The 16,591-nt window shown below is 50.3% G+C and carries 28 protein-coding genes; all 28 read left to right on the forward strand.

The annotated features are described in order from the left end of the window. Positions 1-42 precede the first annotated feature (42 nt). The 28 genes from HRQ60_RS19530 to HRQ60_RS19665 all read left to right on the forward strand — a co-directional run bounded on the left by HRQ60_RS19530 (position 43) and on the right by HRQ60_RS19665 (position 16,587). Positions 43-291: a ribosomal L7Ae/L30e/S12e/Gadd45 family protein gene (locus tag HRQ60_RS19530; RefSeq protein ID WP_172199115.1), complete on the forward strand. Its 249-nt coding sequence runs from the start codon at positions 43-45 to the stop codon at positions 289-291. Positions 292-451: 160 nt separating this feature from the next. Next, positions 452-874 (forward strand): 30S ribosomal protein S12, encoded by a 423-nt coding sequence (gene rpsL / locus HRQ60_RS19535; protein WP_026293957.1) that lies wholly within the window; start codon positions 452-454, stop codon positions 872-874. Positions 875-920: 46 nt separating this feature from the next. Continuing rightward, positions 921-1,391 carry a 30S ribosomal protein S7 gene (gene rpsG / locus HRQ60_RS19540; protein ID WP_018978372.1) on the forward strand — a complete coding sequence of 157 codons (471 nt, stop codon included), beginning with the start codon at positions 921-923 and terminating at the stop codon, positions 1,389-1,391. Positions 1,392-1,439: 48 nt separating this feature from the next. Further along, the gene (fusA, locus tag HRQ60_RS19545; protein WP_172199118.1) at positions 1,440-3,518 is read left to right on the forward strand and encodes an elongation factor G; all 2,079 of its coding nucleotides are present in this window, start codon (positions 1,440-1,442) and stop codon (positions 3,516-3,518) included. A gap of 101 nt (positions 3,519-3,619) precedes the next feature. After that, positions 3,620-4,810 (forward strand): elongation factor Tu, encoded by a 1,191-nt coding sequence (gene tuf, locus HRQ60_RS19550; RefSeq protein WP_141447291.1) that lies wholly within the window; start codon positions 3,620-3,622, stop codon positions 4,808-4,810. 309 nt (positions 4,811-5,119) lie between these two features. Further along, complete coding sequence (rpsJ, locus tag HRQ60_RS19555; RefSeq protein ID WP_172199121.1) at positions 5,120-5,428, forward strand: 30S ribosomal protein S10; 309 nt, start codon at positions 5,120-5,122, stop codon at positions 5,426-5,428. A 39-nt stretch (positions 5,429-5,467) separates the two neighbouring features. Then, entirely contained in the window at positions 5,468-6,091 is a 624-nt protein-coding gene (gene rplC / locus HRQ60_RS19560) for a 50S ribosomal protein L3 (RefSeq protein WP_172199124.1), read from the forward strand. Between the two features lie 30 nt (positions 6,092-6,121). Further along, positions 6,122-6,745 carry a 50S ribosomal protein L4 gene (gene rplD, locus HRQ60_RS19565; protein WP_172199127.1) on the forward strand — a complete coding sequence of 208 codons (624 nt, stop codon included), beginning with the start codon at positions 6,122-6,124 and terminating at the stop codon, positions 6,743-6,745. Beyond that, positions 6,745-7,038 (forward strand): 50S ribosomal protein L23, encoded by a 294-nt coding sequence (gene rplW, locus HRQ60_RS19570; protein WP_088491090.1) that lies wholly within the window; start codon positions 6,745-6,747, stop codon positions 7,036-7,038. Before rplD ends, rplW begins: the two co-directional genes overlap by 1 nt. Before the next feature lie 14 nt (positions 7,039-7,052). Then, a complete protein-coding gene (gene rplB, locus HRQ60_RS19575) occupies positions 7,053-7,883 on the forward strand; it encodes a 50S ribosomal protein L2 (protein WP_172199130.1) in 831 nt (276 codons plus the stop codon). A gap of 70 nt (positions 7,884-7,953) precedes the next feature. Beyond that, complete coding sequence (gene rpsS, locus HRQ60_RS19580) at positions 7,954-8,232, forward strand: 30S ribosomal protein S19 (protein ID WP_141447287.1); 279 nt, start codon at positions 7,954-7,956, stop codon at positions 8,230-8,232. A gap of 39 nt (positions 8,233-8,271) precedes the next feature. Beyond that, positions 8,272-8,604 (forward strand): 50S ribosomal protein L22, encoded by a 333-nt coding sequence (gene rplV, locus HRQ60_RS19585; protein WP_141447286.1) that lies wholly within the window; start codon positions 8,272-8,274, stop codon positions 8,602-8,604. 12 nt (positions 8,605-8,616) lie between these two features. After that, complete coding sequence (gene rpsC, locus HRQ60_RS19590; RefSeq protein WP_141447285.1) at positions 8,617-9,282, forward strand: 30S ribosomal protein S3; 666 nt, start codon at positions 8,617-8,619, stop codon at positions 9,280-9,282. A 2-nt stretch (positions 9,283-9,284) separates the two neighbouring features. After that, entirely contained in the window at positions 9,285-9,719 is a 435-nt protein-coding gene (rplP, locus tag HRQ60_RS19595; RefSeq protein ID WP_172199133.1) for a 50S ribosomal protein L16, read from the forward strand. Continuing rightward, entirely contained in the window at positions 9,709-9,909 is a 201-nt protein-coding gene (gene rpmC / locus HRQ60_RS19600) for a 50S ribosomal protein L29 (protein ID WP_018978360.1), read from the forward strand. The genes rplP and rpmC overlap by 11 nt, the downstream gene beginning before the upstream one ends. Before the next feature lie 51 nt (positions 9,910-9,960). Further along, positions 9,961-10,227: a 30S ribosomal protein S17 gene (gene rpsQ / locus HRQ60_RS19605; RefSeq protein WP_172199136.1), complete on the forward strand. Its 267-nt coding sequence runs from the start codon at positions 9,961-9,963 to the stop codon at positions 10,225-10,227. 35 nt (positions 10,228-10,262) lie between these two features. Beyond that, entirely contained in the window at positions 10,263-10,631 is a 369-nt protein-coding gene (gene rplN / locus HRQ60_RS19610) for a 50S ribosomal protein L14 (protein WP_018978358.1), read from the forward strand. Between the two features lie 58 nt (positions 10,632-10,689). Continuing rightward, a complete protein-coding gene (rplX, locus tag HRQ60_RS19615; RefSeq protein ID WP_172199139.1) occupies positions 10,690-11,046 on the forward strand; it encodes a 50S ribosomal protein L24 in 357 nt (118 codons plus the stop codon). Between the two features lie 32 nt (positions 11,047-11,078). Beyond that, entirely contained in the window at positions 11,079-11,621 is a 543-nt protein-coding gene (gene rplE / locus HRQ60_RS19620) for a 50S ribosomal protein L5 (protein ID WP_172199142.1), read from the forward strand. Between the two features lie 72 nt (positions 11,622-11,693). After that, positions 11,694-11,879 (forward strand): type Z 30S ribosomal protein S14, encoded by a 186-nt coding sequence (locus HRQ60_RS19625; protein ID WP_037291562.1) that lies wholly within the window; start codon positions 11,694-11,696, stop codon positions 11,877-11,879. A gap of 33 nt (positions 11,880-11,912) precedes the next feature. Beyond that, positions 11,913-12,311 carry a 30S ribosomal protein S8 gene (gene rpsH, locus HRQ60_RS19630; protein ID WP_141447280.1) on the forward strand — a complete coding sequence of 133 codons (399 nt, stop codon included), beginning with the start codon at positions 11,913-11,915 and terminating at the stop codon, positions 12,309-12,311. Positions 12,312-12,342: 31 nt separating this feature from the next. Continuing rightward, positions 12,343-12,885, forward strand: coding sequence for a 50S ribosomal protein L6 (gene rplF, locus HRQ60_RS19635; RefSeq protein WP_141447279.1), 543 nt, complete (start codon positions 12,343-12,345; stop codon positions 12,883-12,885). An 80-nt stretch (positions 12,886-12,965) separates the two neighbouring features. Next, a complete protein-coding gene (rplR, locus tag HRQ60_RS19640) occupies positions 12,966-13,334 on the forward strand; it encodes a 50S ribosomal protein L18 (protein ID WP_141447278.1) in 369 nt (122 codons plus the stop codon). 23 nt (positions 13,335-13,357) lie between these two features. Further along, on the forward strand, positions 13,358-13,858 hold the full coding sequence (gene rpsE, locus HRQ60_RS19645; RefSeq protein WP_037291553.1) for a 30S ribosomal protein S5: 501 nt from the start codon (positions 13,358-13,360) through the stop codon (positions 13,856-13,858). Between the two features lie 13 nt (positions 13,859-13,871). Beyond that, the gene (gene rpmD / locus HRQ60_RS19650) at positions 13,872-14,057 is read left to right on the forward strand and encodes a 50S ribosomal protein L30 (RefSeq protein ID WP_172199145.1); all 186 of its coding nucleotides are present in this window, start codon (positions 13,872-13,874) and stop codon (positions 14,055-14,057) included. A 57-nt stretch (positions 14,058-14,114) separates the two neighbouring features. Further along, positions 14,115-14,555 carry a 50S ribosomal protein L15 gene (gene rplO / locus HRQ60_RS19655; RefSeq protein WP_037291547.1) on the forward strand — a complete coding sequence of 147 codons (441 nt, stop codon included), beginning with the start codon at positions 14,115-14,117 and terminating at the stop codon, positions 14,553-14,555. Then, complete coding sequence (secY, locus tag HRQ60_RS19660; RefSeq protein ID WP_172199148.1) at positions 14,555-15,853, forward strand: preprotein translocase subunit SecY; 1,299 nt, start codon at positions 14,555-14,557, stop codon at positions 15,851-15,853. The genes rplO and secY overlap by 1 nt, the downstream gene beginning before the upstream one ends. An 89-nt stretch (positions 15,854-15,942) precedes the next feature. Continuing rightward, positions 15,943-16,587, forward strand: a complete 645-nt coding sequence (locus tag HRQ60_RS19665; RefSeq protein ID WP_141447275.1) for an adenylate kinase — start codon at positions 15,943-15,945, stop codon at positions 16,585-16,587. Positions 16,588-16,591 lie beyond the last annotated feature (4 nt).

Here is a 16,591-nt window from a genome sequence, read left to right on the forward strand (position 1 = left end):
TGAGCAGGTAGTGCTGATCCTGTCTTTTGGAGGATATGCCGAATGTCTAATGATAAAGGACTCCAGGATGCTCATGTCAAAATCGGTACCAAGCAGACTGTGCGAGCGGTCGAACTTGGAGAAGCTTCCGAAGTTTATGTAGCCATGGACGCAGAGCAGCGGATGATCGCAAAGATCACATCGTTGTGCAGCAAGACCGGCGTAAAGATCACCGAAGTGGAAACGATGCGAGAGCTCGGCAAAGCTTGCGGGATTGAAGTCGGGGCGGCGATGGTTGCGGTTCTGAAGTGAGTAAGCCATAACGATGTAAGAACGTTTTTGTTTCGGGAGCGTCAAGCGGTCGAGACAAGAACTTTCATTTGTTCTTTTATGAACCGCCTGGGTCTGTGGACTTGGGAAGCTGGTTTGTAACAAGGATGTTTACCAATATAGGAAGGGGGTGGCAATGAAAATGCCAACTATTAACCAACTCGTCCGTAAAGGACGTCAAGCGAAAGTCGTGAAGTCGAAATCCCCAGCTCTGCAAAAGGGTTTCAACGCACTCAAACGTGAAGAAACGAACCTGAGCGCCCCGCAAAAACGCGGTGTCTGCACTCGTGTAGGTACGATGACTCCACGTAAACCAAACTCCGCGCTTCGTAAGTATGCCCGTGTTCGTTTGACGAACCGTATCGAGGTGACTGCTTACATTCCGGGTATCGGACACAACCTGCAAGAACACAGCGTCGTGCTGGTTCGCGGAGGTCGCGTAAAGGACTTGGCGGGTGTACGTTACCATATCGTTCGCGGTGCTCTTGATACTGCAGGCGTAAACGGACGTATGCAAGCCCGTTCGAAATACGGCGCTAAGCGTCCAAAAGAAAAGAAAAACTAATTTGAGCGCCTGAGGGCGTTCAACTATCGGAGAAAGGGGGATATCCATGCCACGCAAAGGTCCAGTTACCAAAAGAGACGTACTGCCGGATCCGGTGTACAACAGCAAACTGGTTACTCGTTTGATCAACCGCATTATGATCGACGGTAAACGCGGTGTAGCTCAAAACATCCTTTATAACTCGTTCAAATTGATTCAAGAACGTACGGGCAACGACCCGATGGAAGTCTTTGAAGCTGCAATCAAGAACATCATGCCGGTTCTCGAAGTTAAAGCCCGTCGTGTAGGCGGCGCCAACTATCAAGTGCCGATCGAAGTCAAGCCAGAAAGACGGACGGCTCTCGGTCTCCGTTGGCTCGTCAACTACTCCCGCAACCGCGGCGAGAAGACGATGGAAGAGCGTTTGGCGGCTGAAATCATTGATGCATCGAACAACACAGGCGCATCCGTGAAGAAACGCGAAGACACGCACAAAATGGCTGAAGCGAACAAAGCGTTTGCTCACTACCGCTGGTAGGATTTCGGCTTAGCAACCAAAACTGATTTTGAAGGGAGAATCCCATTCATGGCAAGAGAGTTCTCCTTGAAAAATACACGTAACATCGGGATCATGGCGCATATTGACGCTGGTAAAACAACGACTACGGAACGGATTCTGTTCTACACGGGCATCACGCACAAAATCGGTGAAGTACACGATGGCGCAGCGACGATGGACTGGATGGAACAGGAGCAGGAGCGCGGAATCACGATTACTTCCGCTGCTACGACCGCTCAATGGCACGGTTACCGCGTCAATATCATTGATACCCCGGGACACGTCGACTTCACAGTTGAAGTTGAACGTTCCCTTCGTGTATTGGACGGGGCAGTAGGCGTATTCAGTGCCAAAGAAGGTGTCGAGCCTCAGTCGGAAACCGTATGGAGACAGGCTGACCGTTACGGCGTTCCTCGGATCGCATACGTCAACAAAATGGACATTATCGGTGCGGACTTCCTGAACGTTGTCAAAGATATGGGTGAGCGTCTCCAAGCCAATGCGGTAGCAATCCAGCTGCCAATCGGTGCGGAAAACGACTTCACGGGTATCATTGACCTCGTCGAGCAAAAAGCTCATATGTACAGAGACGATCTCGGTCAGAACATCGACGTTGTCGACATTCCGGAAGAATATCTGGCTCAAGTCGAAGAACTTCGCGCGATCCTGATTGAGAAAGTTTCGGAACTGGACGAAGATTTGACAATGAAATACCTGGAAGGCGAAGAAATCTCGGTTGACGAGATCAAAGCCGCCCTGCGTAAAGGCGTTGTCGATGTTAAGATCTTCCCGGTTATCTGCGGATCTTCTTACAAAAACAAAGGTATCCAGCTTATGCTGGACGCTGTTGTTGACTATCTTCCAGCTCCAATCGATGTACCTGCGATTCAAGGTACGCTTGAAGACGGTACAGAAGCGATTCGTCATTCTTCGGATGAAGAGCCGTTCTCCGCACTTGCTTTCAAGATCATGACAGACCCTTACGTGGGTAAACTGACGTTCTTCCGTGTATACTCCGGTACGCTTCAATCCGGTTCGTATGTACTGAATGCATCGAAAGGCAAACGTGAGCGGATCGGTCGTATCCTGCAAATGCATGCCAACAGCCGTCAAGAAATCAGCGTTGTATACTCCGGTGACATCGCTGCAGCCGTTGGTTTGAAAGATACGGGTACAGGTGATACACTGTGTGATGAGAAGAACCCGGTCATTCTCGAGTCGATGAACTTCCCGGATCCCGTTATCGAGATCGCCGTGGAACCGAAAACCAAAGCCGACCAAGATAAATTGGGCGTCGCTCTTGGTAAATTGACAGAAGAAGATCCGACCCTTCGTGCTCACACGGACGAAGAAACCGGCCAGACGATTCTGGCAGGTATGGGTGAACTCCACCTTGATATCATTATCGACCGGATGCGTCGGGAATTTAAGGTAGAAACCAACGTGGGTAAACCACAGGTTGCTTACCGCGAAACTTTCCGTCAAGCAGCCCGCGTAGAAGGCAAGTTCGTTCGTCAATCCGGCGGCCGTGGTCAATACGGTCACGTATGGGTTGAGTTCGAACCGCTGGAGCCGGGTACAGGCAGCCAATTCGAAAGCAAGGTAGTCGGCGGTTCGGTTCCTCGCGAATACGTACAGCCAGCACTTGCCGGTATCGAAGAACAGATGAAGAGCGGCGTTATCGCGGGCTTCCCGCTGGTAGACGTTAAAGCGACAATCGTCGACGGCTCTTATCACGATGTCGATTCCAACGAAATGGCGTTCAAAATTGCCGGTTCGATGGCACTCAAAGCAGCGAAGGAAAAGTGTAACCCTGTCCTGCTTGAGCCAATCATGAAAGTCGAAGTAACGGTTCCCGAGGAGTACATGGGCGACGTTATGGGTATGCTGAGTTCCCGCCGCGGCCGTATCGAAGGTATGGATTCCCGCAGTGGCGCTCAAATCATCCGTGCGAAGGTGCCTCTCTCCGAAATGTTCGGTTACTCGACGACTCTGCGCTCCGGTACGCAAGGACGCGGCGTGTTCTCGATGGAACTTTCTCATTATGAAGAAGTGCCTAAGACAATCGCCGAAGAAATCGTATCGAAGAACAAAGCAGGGGAGTAATCCTCGTTTTCACCGCCGGTCGACGGACTCTTTCGGGAATTCGTCTTCCGGATTCAGTTTAACCCAAATAATCTTTCTACATTAAGGAGGAACTGTTTCAAATGGCAAAAGCTAAATTTGAACGTAATAAGCCGCACGTCAATATCGGTACTATCGGTCACGTCGACCATGGTAAAACGACTCTGACTGCCGCAATCACGACTGTACTGTCCAAAACCTACGGCGGTGCCGCTGTAGCCTTCGACCAAATCGACAAGGCTCCGGAAGAAAGAGAACGTGGTATCACGATCTCGACGGCTCACGTTGAATACGAAACTCCAGCTCGTCACTACGCACACGTAGACTGCCCAGGACACGCCGACTATGTTAAAAACATGATCACCGGTGCTGCCCAAATGGACGGAGCGATCCTGGTTGTATCCGCAGCTGACGGCCCTATGCCGCAAACTCGCGAACACATCCTTCTCTCCCGTCAAGTAGGCGTTCCTTACATCGTCGTATTCCTGAACAAATGCGACATGGTTGAAGACGAAGAGCTGTTGGAACTGGTTGAAATGGAAGTACGTGACCTGTTGAGCGAATATGACTTCCCAGGCGACGACACTCCAATCATCCAAGGTTCCGCTCGTGAAGCGCTGCAAAACCCTGATGGCGAATGGGCTCAGAAGATCGTTGAAATGTTCAACATCATCGACGAGTACATCCCGACTCCAGAGCGCGACACTGAGAAGCCTTTCCTGATGCCAGTCGAGGACGTGTTCTCGATCACTGGCCGTGGTACGGTAGCAACAGGCCGTATCGAACGCGGTACAGTTAAGATCGGCGACGAAATCGAAATCGTTGGTATTGCTGAAGAATCCAAAAAATCGGTTGTTACGGGCGTAGAAATGTTCCGTAAACTGATGGATTCCGCTCAAGCCGGCGACAACATTGGCGCCCTGCTGCGCGGTGTAGACCGTCAGCAAATCGAGCGTGGACAAGTTCTGTCGAAACCAGGTTCGGTTAAACCGCACACGGAGTTCACAGCTCAAATCTACGTTCTGACTAAAGAAGAAGGTGGCCGTCACAAGCCTTTCTTCACAGGATACCGTCCTCAGTTCTACTTCCGTACAACTGACGTAACGGGCATCATCAACCTGCCAGAAGGTACGGAAATGGTAATGCCGGGCGACAACATCACAGTTACGGTTTCGCTGATCGCTCCGATCGCTATCGAAGAAGGAACTAAGTTCTCCATTCGTGAAGGCGGCCGTACAGTAGGCGCCGGTGCCGTAGCATCGATCCAAAAATAATACGGTGAATAACCGTTTATAAAGCAACAGTGTACTGGAACGAGCAACATTGTACTGTAAACGAAAGCGCGAAAGCGGGGCGATTATCCCGGTGTCGGGATAATCGCCCCGCTTTATTTTTGTGTAATTTTAAAAAGGTATTGCATTGTCGCGACTTCTTTTATATAATAATGAATGTTGTTCTGCGACGTTGCGATGATGCGAGAGGTTACCGACACACCCGGCTCCTTTGCCATAGTAAGTGTGCGCGGAAAATTTTCGCGGAGTATGTCCGATACCAAATTGGGCGATAGAAGGAGGGAATTTGAAATGGCAAAGCAAAAAATCCGTATCCGTTTGAAAGCATATGATCACAGAGTTCTGGATCAATCTGCAGAGAAAATTGTTGAAACAGCAAAACGTTCGGGTGCCGGTGTTTCCGGACCGATCCCGCTGCCAACTGAAAAACAAATCATTACCGTTCTTCGTGCGGTGCATAAGTACAAGGATTCGCGTGAGCAGTTCGAACAGCGTACACACAAACGTCTGATCGACATCGTGAACCCAACTCCACAAACCGTGGACGCTTTGATGCGTCTGGACCTGCCGTCCGGCGTGGATATCGAAATCAAACTGTAAGACTCCTGAATAAGGACATAAATGAAAAGAGGTGTCAACATGACTGGTATCTTAGGGAAAAAACTGGGTATGACCCAAGTGTTCACCGCTGAAGGTAACGTCGTTCCGGTAACGGTTATCGAAGCAGGCCCATGTGTGGTTCTGCAGAAGAAAGACCTGGAAAATGACGGTTATGAAGCGGTACAAATCGGTTTCGCGGACAAGAAAGCTAGCCGTTCCAACAAACCGGAGGCAGGCCACGCCAAAAAGGCTGATACTGCACCTAAGCGCTACATTCGCGAACTTCGCGGTGTTGACCTCGGAAGTTACGAGGTTGGACAAGTGCTTAAAGCGGACGTGTTTGCCGAAGGGCAATTCGTTGACGTAAGCGGCGTATCCAAAGGTAAAGGTTTTGCCGGCGTTATCAAACGTTGGGGACAAAGCCGCGGACCAATGGCGCACGGCTCGCGTTACCACCGCAGACCGGGTTCGATGGGTTCCATCCAGGCTAACCGTGTACCGAAAGGTAAACGCCTGCCAGGACACATGGGCCATGACTCGATCACTGTTCAAAACCTCGAAATCGTAAGAGTCGATACGGAACGCAACGTACTGCTGGTTAAAGGCTCCATTCCGGGTCCTAAAAACGGCTTCGTAAAAGTCCGTGCATCGATCAAGAAATAATAAACCTTTAGAAGAAAGGAGGAACATGAAATGCCTAAAGTAGCAGTCTACAATATCGAAGGCAGCCAGGTCGGCGAGATCGAACTGAGCGATTCGGTATTCGGTATTAACCCTAACGGACACGTGCTTCACCAAGCGGTTGTGATGCAACAAGCATCGCTGCGCTCCGGTACGCACAAAGTCAAAGGACGTTCGGAAGTTCGTGGCGGCGGTCGTAAACCTTGGAAACAAAAAGGTACAGGACGCGCACGTCAAGGCTCCATCCGTTCTCCACAGTGGAGAGGCGGCGGTATCGTCTTCGGACCAACTCCGCGCAGCTACTCCTACAAACTGCCTAAAAAAGTTCGTCGTCTGGCGATCAAATCGGCACTGTCTTCGAAAGTGATCGCGAACGAAATCATCGTTCTGGATACACTGAACCTGAGCTCGCCGAAGACAAAAGAATTCGCGGGAATCCTGAGCAAATTGAACGTAGACCGTAAAGCCCTCGTAGTGGCTCCGGAATACGACAACAATGTAGCTTTGTCCGCACGTAACATCCCGGGCGTGAAATTCGTCCAGGCTGATGGCATCAATGTTCTTGACGTTCTTGTGCATGATAAACTTATCATCACTAAGGACGCAGTTCAAAAGGTAGAGGAGGTATTCGCATAATGAAAGATCCTCGCGACCTTATCAAACGTCCGATCATCACGGAGCGTACGGCTGAAGCAATGAGTCAGTCGAAATATGTGTTTGAAGTTCAAATGAGCGCAAACAAAACGGAAGTGAAAAAAGCGGTAGAATCGATCTTCGGCGTGAAAGTGTCGAAAGTCAACGTTCTGCGTGTTCCGGCTAAGCCGAAACGCTACGGCCGTCACTCCGGTTATACGAGCGAATGGAAAAAAGCGATCGTAACGCTGACTCCTGACAGCAAATCGCTCGAATTCTTTGAATCTGCAGAGTAAGGAGGGAAACTAACGTGCCAATCAAAAAGTACAAACCTACATCCCCGGCTCGACGCGCGATGAGCGTATCGACTTTCGAAGAACTTACAACGAATCAGCCGGAGAAATCGTTGCTCGCGCCGCTCTTCAAAAAAGCGGGTCGCAACAACCAAGGTAAAATTACGGTTCGCCATCACGGCGGTGGACACAAACGTAAATACCGGATTATCGACTTCAAACGTACCAAGGACGGAATTCCGGGTCACGTTGCTACAATCGAGTACGATCCAAACCGGACTTCGAATATCGCACTGATCAACTATGCGGACGGCGAGAAACGTTACATCATCGCGCCTAAAGGTCTGAAAGTTGGCGATACGATCTACTCCGGCCCTGAAGCCGACATCAAGATCGGTAACGCACTCCCACTGGAAAACATTCCGGTAGGTACAGTTATCCACAACATCGAGCTTAAACCTGGTAAAGGCGGCCAAATGGTCCGCGCAGCCGGCACAGAAGCTCAGCTGTTGGGTAAAGAAGAGCGTTACGTATCGATCCGCCTGTCTTCGGGCGAAGTTCGTCGCGTTCTGAAAGTTTGCCGCGCTACAATCGGTTCGGTAGGCAACCAGGATCACGAGCTCGTGAAAATCGGTAAAGCAGGACGTAACCGCTGGTTGGGCAACCGCCCTCAAGTCCGCGGCGTAGTCATGAACCCTAACGATCACCCACACGGTGGTGGTGAAGGTCGCGCTCCAATCGGACGGAAATCCCCGCTGTCGCCATGGGGAAAACCGACGCTTGGTTACAAAACACGCAAGAAAAACAAATCTTCGGATCAATACATCATCCGTCGCCGCACGAAGTAATGCGCTTATCCCGCATTGCTTCGCCGGCTAGGATTATGGAACAAGCCAGCTGAAGGGAGGACTACAATCGATGACACGCAGTCTCAAAAAAGGCCCTTTCATTGACGGATACCTGCTCAAAAAGGTAGAAGTACTGAACGAAGCCAGCAAAAAGGCCGTTATCAAAACTTGGTCCCGACGCTCTACGATCTTCCCACAATTCATCGGACACACTTTCGCCGTTTATGACGGACGCAAGCACGTGCCGGTATACGTGACGGAAGACATGGTCGGACACAAACTGGGTGAGTTCGCGCCGACGCGTACTTACAAAGGCCACACCGACGACGACAAGAAAACAAGACGCTAAAACGGACATCATTAAAGTCCGAAGGGAGGTTATGATAGCATGGAAGCACAAGCGCATTTGAAATATTCCCGCATTTCTCCACGTAAAGCGCAACTGGTCGCTGACCTGATTCGCGGCAAACACGTGGGTGAAGCTATCGCAATTCTGCGCCACACTCCGAAAGCGGCATCCCCGCTCATGGAGAAGCTGCTGAACTCGGCGATCGCCAACGCAGAACATAATCATTCGCTGGACGTCAGCAAATTGGTTATCTCGCAAGTTTACGTCAACCAAGGACCGACTCTGAAACGTTTCCGCCCTCGGGCAATGGGACGCGCAAGCCGGATCAATAAACGCACCAGCCATATCACTTTGGCTGTATCCGAAAAGTAAGGAGGGACAACTGTGGGACAAAAAGTAAATCCGGTCGGACTCCGCGTAGGGATCATCCGTGACTGGGAATCCAAATGGTACGCCGGTAAAGACTTCGGCACACTGCTGATGGAAGACGTGAGAATTCGCGAATACCTGAAAGCTAAACTTAAAGAATCCGCTGTCTCCAAGATCGAGATCGAAAGAGCGGCTAACCGCGTAAACGTGACGATCCACACTGCTAAACCGGGTATGGTAATCGGACGTGGCGGCGCAGAAGTTGAAGTACTGCGCGGAGAGATCACTAAGATCTCGAACGGCAAAAAAGTACACATCAACATTGCGGAAATCAAGAACCAAGAACTCGACGCTATTCTGGTTGCAGAAAGCATCGCACAACAGCTGGAACGTCGCGTATCGTTCCGCCGTGCTTTGAAACAATCGATGCAACGTACAATGCGTTCGGGCGCTAAAGGAATCAAAACTGCGGTTAGCGGACGTCTCGGCGGCGCTGAAATCGCTCGTTCGGAAGGCTACAGCGAAGGAACTGTTCCACTTCATACCCTGCGTGCCGACATCGACTACGGTACAGCTGAAGCGCACACGACTTATGGTCGTATCGGCGTTAAAGTATGGATCTATCGTGGAGAGATTCTTCCGCCAGCTAAGAAACAAGCTGCTCAGGAAGGAGGCAACTAATCATGTTGGTACCTAAACGTGTAAAACACCGTAAACAGCAACGCGGCAGTCTGGCCGGGCGTGCTAAAGGCGGTACTGAATTGAACTTCGGCGATTTCGGCCTGCAGGCGACTGAACCTTCTTGGATCACGAACCGTCAGATCGAAGCTGCTCGTATTGCCATGACTCGTTACATCAAACGGGGCGGTAAAGTCTGGATCAAGATTTTCCCTGACAAGCCGATTACTCAAAAGCCTCTCGAGGTTCGGATGGGTAGCGGTAAAGGTAACGTTGAGAAATGGGTAGCGGTTGTAAAACCGGGCAAGATCATGTTCGAACTTGCTGGCGTATCCGAAGAAATCGCTCGTGAAGCGATGCGTCTTGCTTCTCACAAACTGCCTGTCAAAACCAAGTTTGTGAAACGTGAAGAAGTGGGTGGTGAAGCAAATGAAGGCTAAGGAACTGCGTGACCTGACTACTGCCGAAATCGAACAGAAGGTCTCCGGATTTAAAGAAGAACTCTTTAATCTGCGCTTTCAGCTCGCTACCGGTCAGCTCGATAACCCGACTCGCATCAGCGTTGTCCGCAAGGAAATCGCTCGTGCCAAAACGGTTCTGCGTCAAAGAGAACTCGGGATCACTTCGTAATTCTTTTTAACCCTCCGGGTATAGACCCGTTATTCAGGAAGGAGGCTAACCATGACCGAACAACGCAACTCGCGTAAAGTGTTGGTGGGTAAAGTCGTAAGCGACAAAATGGACAAGACGATCGTAGTTGTTGTAGAAACTTACAAAAAACACGAACTCTATCATAAACGTATCAAATCGACTAAGAAGTTCAAAGCGCATGATGAGAACAACGAAGCTAAAATCGGCGATACGGTAAGAATCGTTGAAACGCGTCCGTTGTCGAAAGACAAGCGCTGGAGACTGGCTGCAATCACTGAAAAAGCAATCATCATCTAATGAACGATAAGCTCGTCCGAAAGGAGGAAATATAAATGATTCAACCATTTACACGTTTGGCTGTAGCCGATAACTCCGGCGCGAAGGAACTGATGTGTATCCGCGTCCTCGGCGGTACGGGACGTCGTACGGCTAACATCGGCGACCTGATCGTTTGCTCGGTAAAACAAGCAACACCAGGAGGCGTTGTCAAAAAAGGCGACGTAGTTAAAGCGGTAGTTGTTCGCACGAAGCGTTCGGTACGTCGTAAAGACGGATCGTACATCGCATTCGACGAAAACGCAGCAGTTGTGGTAAAAGACGATCGCGGCCCGCGCGGCACGCGTATCTTCGGACCAGTAGCCCGTGAACTTCGTGACAAGGACTTCATGAAAATCGTTTCCTTGGCCCCGGAAGTTATCTAATATAATGCACGATTTTCTTAGCGGCCTGCCGGTCGGTAAGTCATAGGAGGTGTACCTGATGGCAAGAGTGAAAAAAGTTCTGGAATCCCACAACAACAAACTTCACGTAAAAAAAGACGATGTCGTTATCGTGATCAGCGGTAAAGACAAAGGCAAAAAAGCGCGTGTAATCGCCGCTTATCCTCGTGAAAACCGCGTGTTGGTCGAAGGCGTGAATATGGTGAAGAAACACCAGAAGCCAAGCCAAACGAACCCACAAGGCGGAATCGTGGAACAAGAAGCTTCGATCCACGTATCGAACGTGATGCACGTTGATCCTAAAGACGGTGGCAAAGTAACCCGCGTAGGTTACAAGACACTGGATAACGGTAAAAAAGTGCGCGTTGCGAAACGGTCCGGAGAAATCATCGAATAATATCATTTTTATGGAAAGGAGGTTCATCTTTCATGGTAACAAGACTGAAAGAACGTTATTTGAACGAAAGCACTCCTGCTCTTATGCAGAAGTTCAACTACACAACGGTAATGCAGGTTCCTAAGCTGGAGAAAGTTGTGATCAACATGGGTGTCGGCGAGGCCGTATCCAACTCCAAGATCCTTGACACTGCCGTAGCTGAGCTTGAGCAGATCGCAGGTCAAAAGCCTGTAATCACTCGTGCCAAAAAATCGATCGCAGGTTTCAAACTGCGTGAAGATATGCCGATCGGAACAAAAGTTACACTGCGCGGCGAGCGCATGTACCAGTTCCTCGACAAATTGTTCAACGTTGCGCTTCCACGCGTACGTGACTTCCAAGGTGTATCCAACAAAGCCTTCGACGGCCGCGGTAACTACACACTAGGTCTGAAAGAACAGTTGATTTTCCCTGAAATCCAATACGATCAAGTGGACAAAGTCCGCGGTATGGATATCGTCATCGTAACTACGGCGAAAACGGACGAAGAAGGCCGCGAGCTGCTCGCAGGTCTCGGAATGCCTTTCGCAAAATAATATCGGCCAGTATCTAGGGCCATGATCCATGACCCTGTTCTTCCGAAACTATCCAGGAGGTGTCAGGCTAAAGTGGCAAAAACTTCGATGAAAGTTAAACAGCAACGTACACCTAAATTCAAAGTGCGTGCTTACACGCGCTGCGAACGTTGCGGTCGTCCACACTCGGTGTTACAAAAGTTCAAGATCTGCCGTATTTGCTTCCGCGAATTGGCTCATAAAGGCCAGATTCCTGGCGTTAAAAAAGCAAGCTGGTAATTACCGCATAACAAGGAAGGAGGTTCACATATTATGACTATGTCCGATCCGATTGCAGATATGCTGACACGCATTCGCAACGCGAACGTGGTACGTCACGAGAAAGTCGAAATGCCGGCTTCCGCGATGAAAAAGCAAATTGCCGAGATCCTCAAACGCGAAGGTTTTATCCGCGACGCGGAATTCGTACAGGATAACAAACAAGGCATGATTCGTATTTTCCTGAAATACGGTCAAAACAACGAACGCGTCATTACTGGTCTGAAAAGAATCAGTAAGCCTGGTCTGCGCGTGTACACGAAGAGCAACGAAGTTCCTCGCGTACTGGGCGGCCTGGGTATCGCGATTATCTCCACGTCTAAGGGAGTTATGACCGACAAAGAAGCTCGTCAAGCGAAAGCTGGCGGCGAAGTAATCTGCTACGTTTGGTAATTACGTCAGAACACAAGGAGGTGCAACACATATGTCGCGTATTGGTCGCAAACCAATCGAAGTACCGGGCGGCGTTGAAGTAACGCTGAACAACACGGCGATTACGGTCAAAGGTCCTAAAGGTACTCTCACTCGTGAACTTCATAGAGATATGAAAGTAACGGTGGAAGCTAACACAATTACGGTAGAACGTCCTTCCGACAACAAAGAGCACCGTTCCCTTCACGGAACGACCCGCAGCGTTGTCAGCAACATGGTAAGTGGTGTAACGGAAGGATTCTCCAAGTCGCTTGAACTGGTCGGGGTCGGATACCGTGCCAGCAAGTCCGGAGAGAAGATCGTCCTGAACGTAGGCTACTCCCACCCGGTTGAAATCACACCGGAATCGGGAATCGAGTTTGAAGTTCCTTCGAACACGAAAATCATCGTTCGCGGAATTGACAAAGAGCGCGTAGGCGCTTATGCTGCTCAAATCCGTAAAGTACGTGAGCCTGAGCCGTATAAAGGCAAAGGTATCAAGTACGAAGGCGAACGCATCATCCGTAAAGAAGGTAAAGCCGGCAAGAAGAAATAAGCCGACGCCTTTCGAAATACCCTTAGCTTGTTCATGTGAAGCTGCTTAAATAAGCAGATCGGGAAGGAGTGAAAGTACTCATGATTACCAAAGGTGATAAAAATAAAGCTCGCTTGAAAAGACACTTGCGTGTACGCAAGAAAATTCAAGGTACGGTTGAGCGCCCTCGTCTGAACGTATACCGTTCGGAAAAACACATCTATGCCCAACTGATCGACGACGTGAACGGTGTAACCATCGTTTCCGCATCGACTATGGACAAAGAGCTGAAGAGCGAAATCACAAACGGCGGCAACGTTGAAGCTGCTGCTAAGGTTGGCACACTGGTTGCAAACCGTGCCAAGGAAAAAGGTCATGCCGTTGTCGTCTTCGACCGCGGAGGATACCTCTACCATGGACGGATTCAAGCACTGGCCGACGCAGCCCGCGAAGCCGGACTGGAATTCTAAAACGAAAAAAGGAGGTTAACCACTTGCGTGTAGATATGAGCACTGTAGGAGAACTGACGGAACGCGTTGTACACATCAACCGCGTTGCTAAAGTTGTAAAGGGCGGTCGCCGTTTCAGCTTTAGTGCACTGGTTGTCGTAGGCGACGGCCAAGGCAACGTTGGAGCAGGAATTGGCAAAGCCGGAGAAGTTCCGGATGCGATCCGTAAAGGTATCGAAGATGCCAAGAAAAACCTGATCCACGTTCCTCTCGTCGGAACAACAATTACTCACCTGGTCACAGGTAAATTCGGAGCGGGCAGCGTACTGCTGAAACCAGCATCCGAAGGTACCGGCGTCATCGCTGGCGGTCCTGTACGTGCTGTACTGGAACTGGCAGGCGTAGGCGACATCTTGACAAAATCCCTGGGTTCTTCGAACTCCATGAACATGGTCAACGCGACTTTGGAAGGATTGTCCCGTTTGAAGCGTGCCGAAGATGTGGCAAAGCTTCGCGGAAAATCCGTCGAAGAACTGAGAGGCTAAGGAGGGAACAACAATGGCTAAATTGGAAATTACCCTCGTACGCAGCCTGATCGGACGTCCGAAAAACCAACGCGCGACCGTTAACACGCTGGGACTGCGTAAAATGCATCAAGTAGTCGTTCAAAACGACAACGCTGCGATGCGTGGTATGGTTAACCAAGTCAAGCACTTGGTTTCCGTAAAAGAAATCGAAGCTTAATTCCATCGCTCCGCAAGGAGCGAATCAATAGAATGAATCAAGGAGGTGCAACGAACGATGAAGTTACATGAGCTTTCTCCTGCTCCAGGTTCCACAAAAGAGCGGAAACGCATCGGTCGCGGTACGAGTAGCGGTACGGGTAAAACAGCCGGACGCGGTCACAAAGGCCAAAACTCCCGTTCCGGCGGCGGTGTTCGTCCAGGTTTCGAAGGCGGTCAGAACCCACTGTATCGTCGTTTGCCGAAACGCGGATTTGTTAATCCGACCCGTAAAGAATATGCCATCGTGAACATCGAAGAACTGAACAACTTTGCAGAAAATACCGAAGTCACTCCTGAGCTGCTGAAGGAACAAGGTATCGTTAAAGATACGAAGAGCGGTATCAAGATCCTCGGCAATGGCGATGTGACGGTGAAGTTGACTGTCAAAGCAAACAAGTTCTCTCAATCTGCGGTGGAGAAAATCGAGGCTGCCGGCGGTAAAACCGAGGTGATCTAATGTTCAACACCCTGAAGAATATATGGCGGGTCGACGACCTCCGTAAACGGATCCTGTTTACGCTGATGGTTCTGGTGATCTACCGTATCGGTACGTTCATCCCGGTTCCGGGAGTAAACACGGACGTGCTTCAGTCGGCTAACGAAGCCGGCAGCCAGTTGATGGGACTGCTTAACACCTTCTCCGGAGGGGCGCTCATGCAGTTCTCGATCTTTGCGCTCAGCATCTACCCGTACGTTACGGCATCGATCATCGTACAGCTGCTGTCGATGGATGTCATTCCGAAATTCACCGAGTGGTCCAAACAAGGTGAACACGGGAAGAAAAAGCTGGCGCAGATCACTCGATACGGCACCATAGTTCTGGGTTTGGTTCAGGCGTTCGCCACAGCAATCGGCTTCAACCGTATTTATAATGCGGAAATGATTCCGAATGCTACGACCGTCGATTATATTCTGATTGCGGTTGTCCTGACTGCGGGTACATCCCTCCTGATGTGGATGGGTGAACAGATCACAGAAAAGGGCATCGGCAACGGGATTTCGATTCTCATTTTTGCCGGGATCGTCGCAAACATTCCAGGTTACATCTCGACAACAGCTCAATCCGATTTCATCGTGGACGGTCAAACGTTCCTTAACGTAATGAAAACCGTGATTATCGCTCTCGTCTTGATCCTGATCATTGTCGGTGTTATCTTTATTCAGCAGGGGATCCGGAAAGTTCCGGTCCAATATGCGAAGCGGGTAGTCGGCAATAAAATGTATGGCGGTCAAAACACTCACATTCCGTTGAAAGTTAACGCTGCGGGTGTCATTCCGGTCATCTTCGCCGTATCCCTGCTGCAGTTCCCGGTTATCCTTGCAAACTTCTGGGCAGGCTATGCCTGGGCAGAGTGGGTGCAAGCCAACCTGAATTACAGTCAGCCGCTTGGCATGGTCCTCTATGCGGTCATGATCATCGGCTTCACGTTCTTCTACACCTTCGTGCAGATCAATCCGCAGCAGATGGCGGAGAACATGAAGAAAAACGGCGGATATATCCCTGGAGTTCGTCCGGGTAAAGCGACCGAGAAGTACATCACTCGCGTGATGTCGCGTCTCACCGTTACCGGCGCAGTATTCCTCACAGTCATTTCTTTGCTGCCGATCGCGTTCGGTTCGCTCTCTGGTCTTCCCCAATCGGTTCAAATCGGCGGCACTTCGCTGCTGATCGTCGTCGGGGTTGCGCTGGATACGATGAAGACGATTGAAAGTCAGCTGATTAAACGGCATTATAAAGGTTTTATCAATAAATAGCTCAGGTTCCGGACGGGTCCGACTCCATGCGCTCGCCCGGCGCCTTTTGTGCGGTTAGGCATGGGTAAGACGTAAGGAGTGGACATGACGTGAACATTCTATTCATGGGGCCTCCCGGGGCAGGTAAAGGAACACAGGCGCAGGTCATTGTCGATGCATTTGGGCTTCCACACATTTCAACAGGCGATGCATTTCGTCTGGCGATCAAAGAAGGAACTCCGATTGGTGTCAAAGCCAAAGAATACATCGACCAGGGACTGCTCGTACCGGATGACGTAACGAACGGTATCGTCCGCGAACGGCTAAGCCAGCCGGATTGCGAAAAAGGTTTCTTGCTCGACGGATTTCCGAGAACTCTGCTGCAGGCCGAAGCTTTGGATACACTTTTGCTCGAGTCTGGCCGTAAGCTTGATCATGTTATCAACCTGAATGTCGATCCGGAGAAGCTTCTTGTCCGGATTACGGGTCGTCGGATCTGCAGAACTTGCGGGACGACTTATCATGTGATCTTCAACCCGCCAAAGCAGGAAGGCGTGTGTGACAAAGACGGCGGTGAACTTTACCAGCGTCCGGATGACAATGAAGAGAGCGTACGCACGCGGCTTGAGGAATATGCAAGCAAAACGGCGCCTCTGATCGATTACTATGCAAACAAAGGCTTGCTGCGGCAGATCGACGGAGACCAGGAGATCGGTACGGTATCGGAAGGTATCCTATCCGTACTGCGAGGTTAACTGT

It is taken from the genome of Saccharibacillus qingshengii (genome assembly GCF_013185195.1).
Taxonomy (GTDB): Bacteria; Bacillota; Bacilli; order Paenibacillales; family Paenibacillaceae; genus Saccharibacillus; species Saccharibacillus qingshengii.

Excerpts from the sequence above, each read along its gene's own strand:
- HRQ60_RS19530 (WP_172199115.1), top strand. The coding sequence starts at position 43 with ATGTCTAATGATAAAGGACTCCAGGATGCTCATGTCAAAATCGGTACC.
- rpsL (WP_026293957.1), top strand. The coding sequence starts at position 452 with ATGCCAACTATTAACCAACTCGTCCGTAAAGGACGTCAAGCGAAAGTC.
- rpsG (WP_018978372.1), top strand. The coding sequence starts at position 921 with ATGCCACGCAAAGGTCCAGTTACCAAAAGAGACGTACTGCCGGATCCG.
- fusA (WP_172199118.1), top strand. The coding sequence starts at position 1,440 with ATGGCAAGAGAGTTCTCCTTGAAAAATACACGTAACATCGGGATCATG.
- tuf (WP_141447291.1), top strand. The coding sequence starts at position 3,620 with ATGGCAAAAGCTAAATTTGAACGTAATAAGCCGCACGTCAATATCGGT.
- rpsJ (WP_172199121.1), top strand. The coding sequence starts at position 5,120 with ATGGCAAAGCAAAAAATCCGTATCCGTTTGAAAGCATATGATCACAGA.
- rplC (WP_172199124.1), top strand. The coding sequence starts at position 5,468 with ATGACTGGTATCTTAGGGAAAAAACTGGGTATGACCCAAGTGTTCACC.
- rplD (WP_172199127.1), top strand. The coding sequence starts at position 6,122 with ATGCCTAAAGTAGCAGTCTACAATATCGAAGGCAGCCAGGTCGGCGAG.
- rplW (WP_088491090.1), top strand. The coding sequence starts at position 6,745 with ATGAAAGATCCTCGCGACCTTATCAAACGTCCGATCATCACGGAGCGT.
- rpsS (WP_141447287.1), top strand. The coding sequence starts at position 7,954 with ATGACACGCAGTCTCAAAAAAGGCCCTTTCATTGACGGATACCTGCTC.
- rplV (WP_141447286.1), top strand. The coding sequence starts at position 8,272 with ATGGAAGCACAAGCGCATTTGAAATATTCCCGCATTTCTCCACGTAAA.
- rplP (WP_172199133.1), top strand. The coding sequence starts at position 9,285 with ATGTTGGTACCTAAACGTGTAAAACACCGTAAACAGCAACGCGGCAGT.
- rpmC (WP_018978360.1), top strand. The coding sequence starts at position 9,709 with ATGAAGGCTAAGGAACTGCGTGACCTGACTACTGCCGAAATCGAACAG.
- rpsQ (WP_172199136.1), top strand. The coding sequence starts at position 9,961 with ATGACCGAACAACGCAACTCGCGTAAAGTGTTGGTGGGTAAAGTCGTA.
- rplN (WP_018978358.1), top strand. The coding sequence starts at position 10,263 with ATGATTCAACCATTTACACGTTTGGCTGTAGCCGATAACTCCGGCGCG.
- rplX (WP_172199139.1), top strand. The coding sequence starts at position 10,690 with ATGGCAAGAGTGAAAAAAGTTCTGGAATCCCACAACAACAAACTTCAC.
- rplE (WP_172199142.1), top strand. The coding sequence starts at position 11,079 with ATGGTAACAAGACTGAAAGAACGTTATTTGAACGAAAGCACTCCTGCT.
- rpsH (WP_141447280.1), top strand. The coding sequence starts at position 11,913 with ATGACTATGTCCGATCCGATTGCAGATATGCTGACACGCATTCGCAAC.
- rplF (WP_141447279.1), top strand. The coding sequence starts at position 12,343 with ATGTCGCGTATTGGTCGCAAACCAATCGAAGTACCGGGCGGCGTTGAA.
- rplR (WP_141447278.1), top strand. The coding sequence starts at position 12,966 with ATGATTACCAAAGGTGATAAAAATAAAGCTCGCTTGAAAAGACACTTG.
- rpmD (WP_172199145.1), top strand. The coding sequence starts at position 13,872 with ATGGCTAAATTGGAAATTACCCTCGTACGCAGCCTGATCGGACGTCCG.
- rplO (WP_037291547.1), top strand. The coding sequence starts at position 14,115 with ATGAAGTTACATGAGCTTTCTCCTGCTCCAGGTTCCACAAAAGAGCGG.
- secY (WP_172199148.1), top strand. The coding sequence starts at position 14,555 with ATGTTCAACACCCTGAAGAATATATGGCGGGTCGACGACCTCCGTAAA.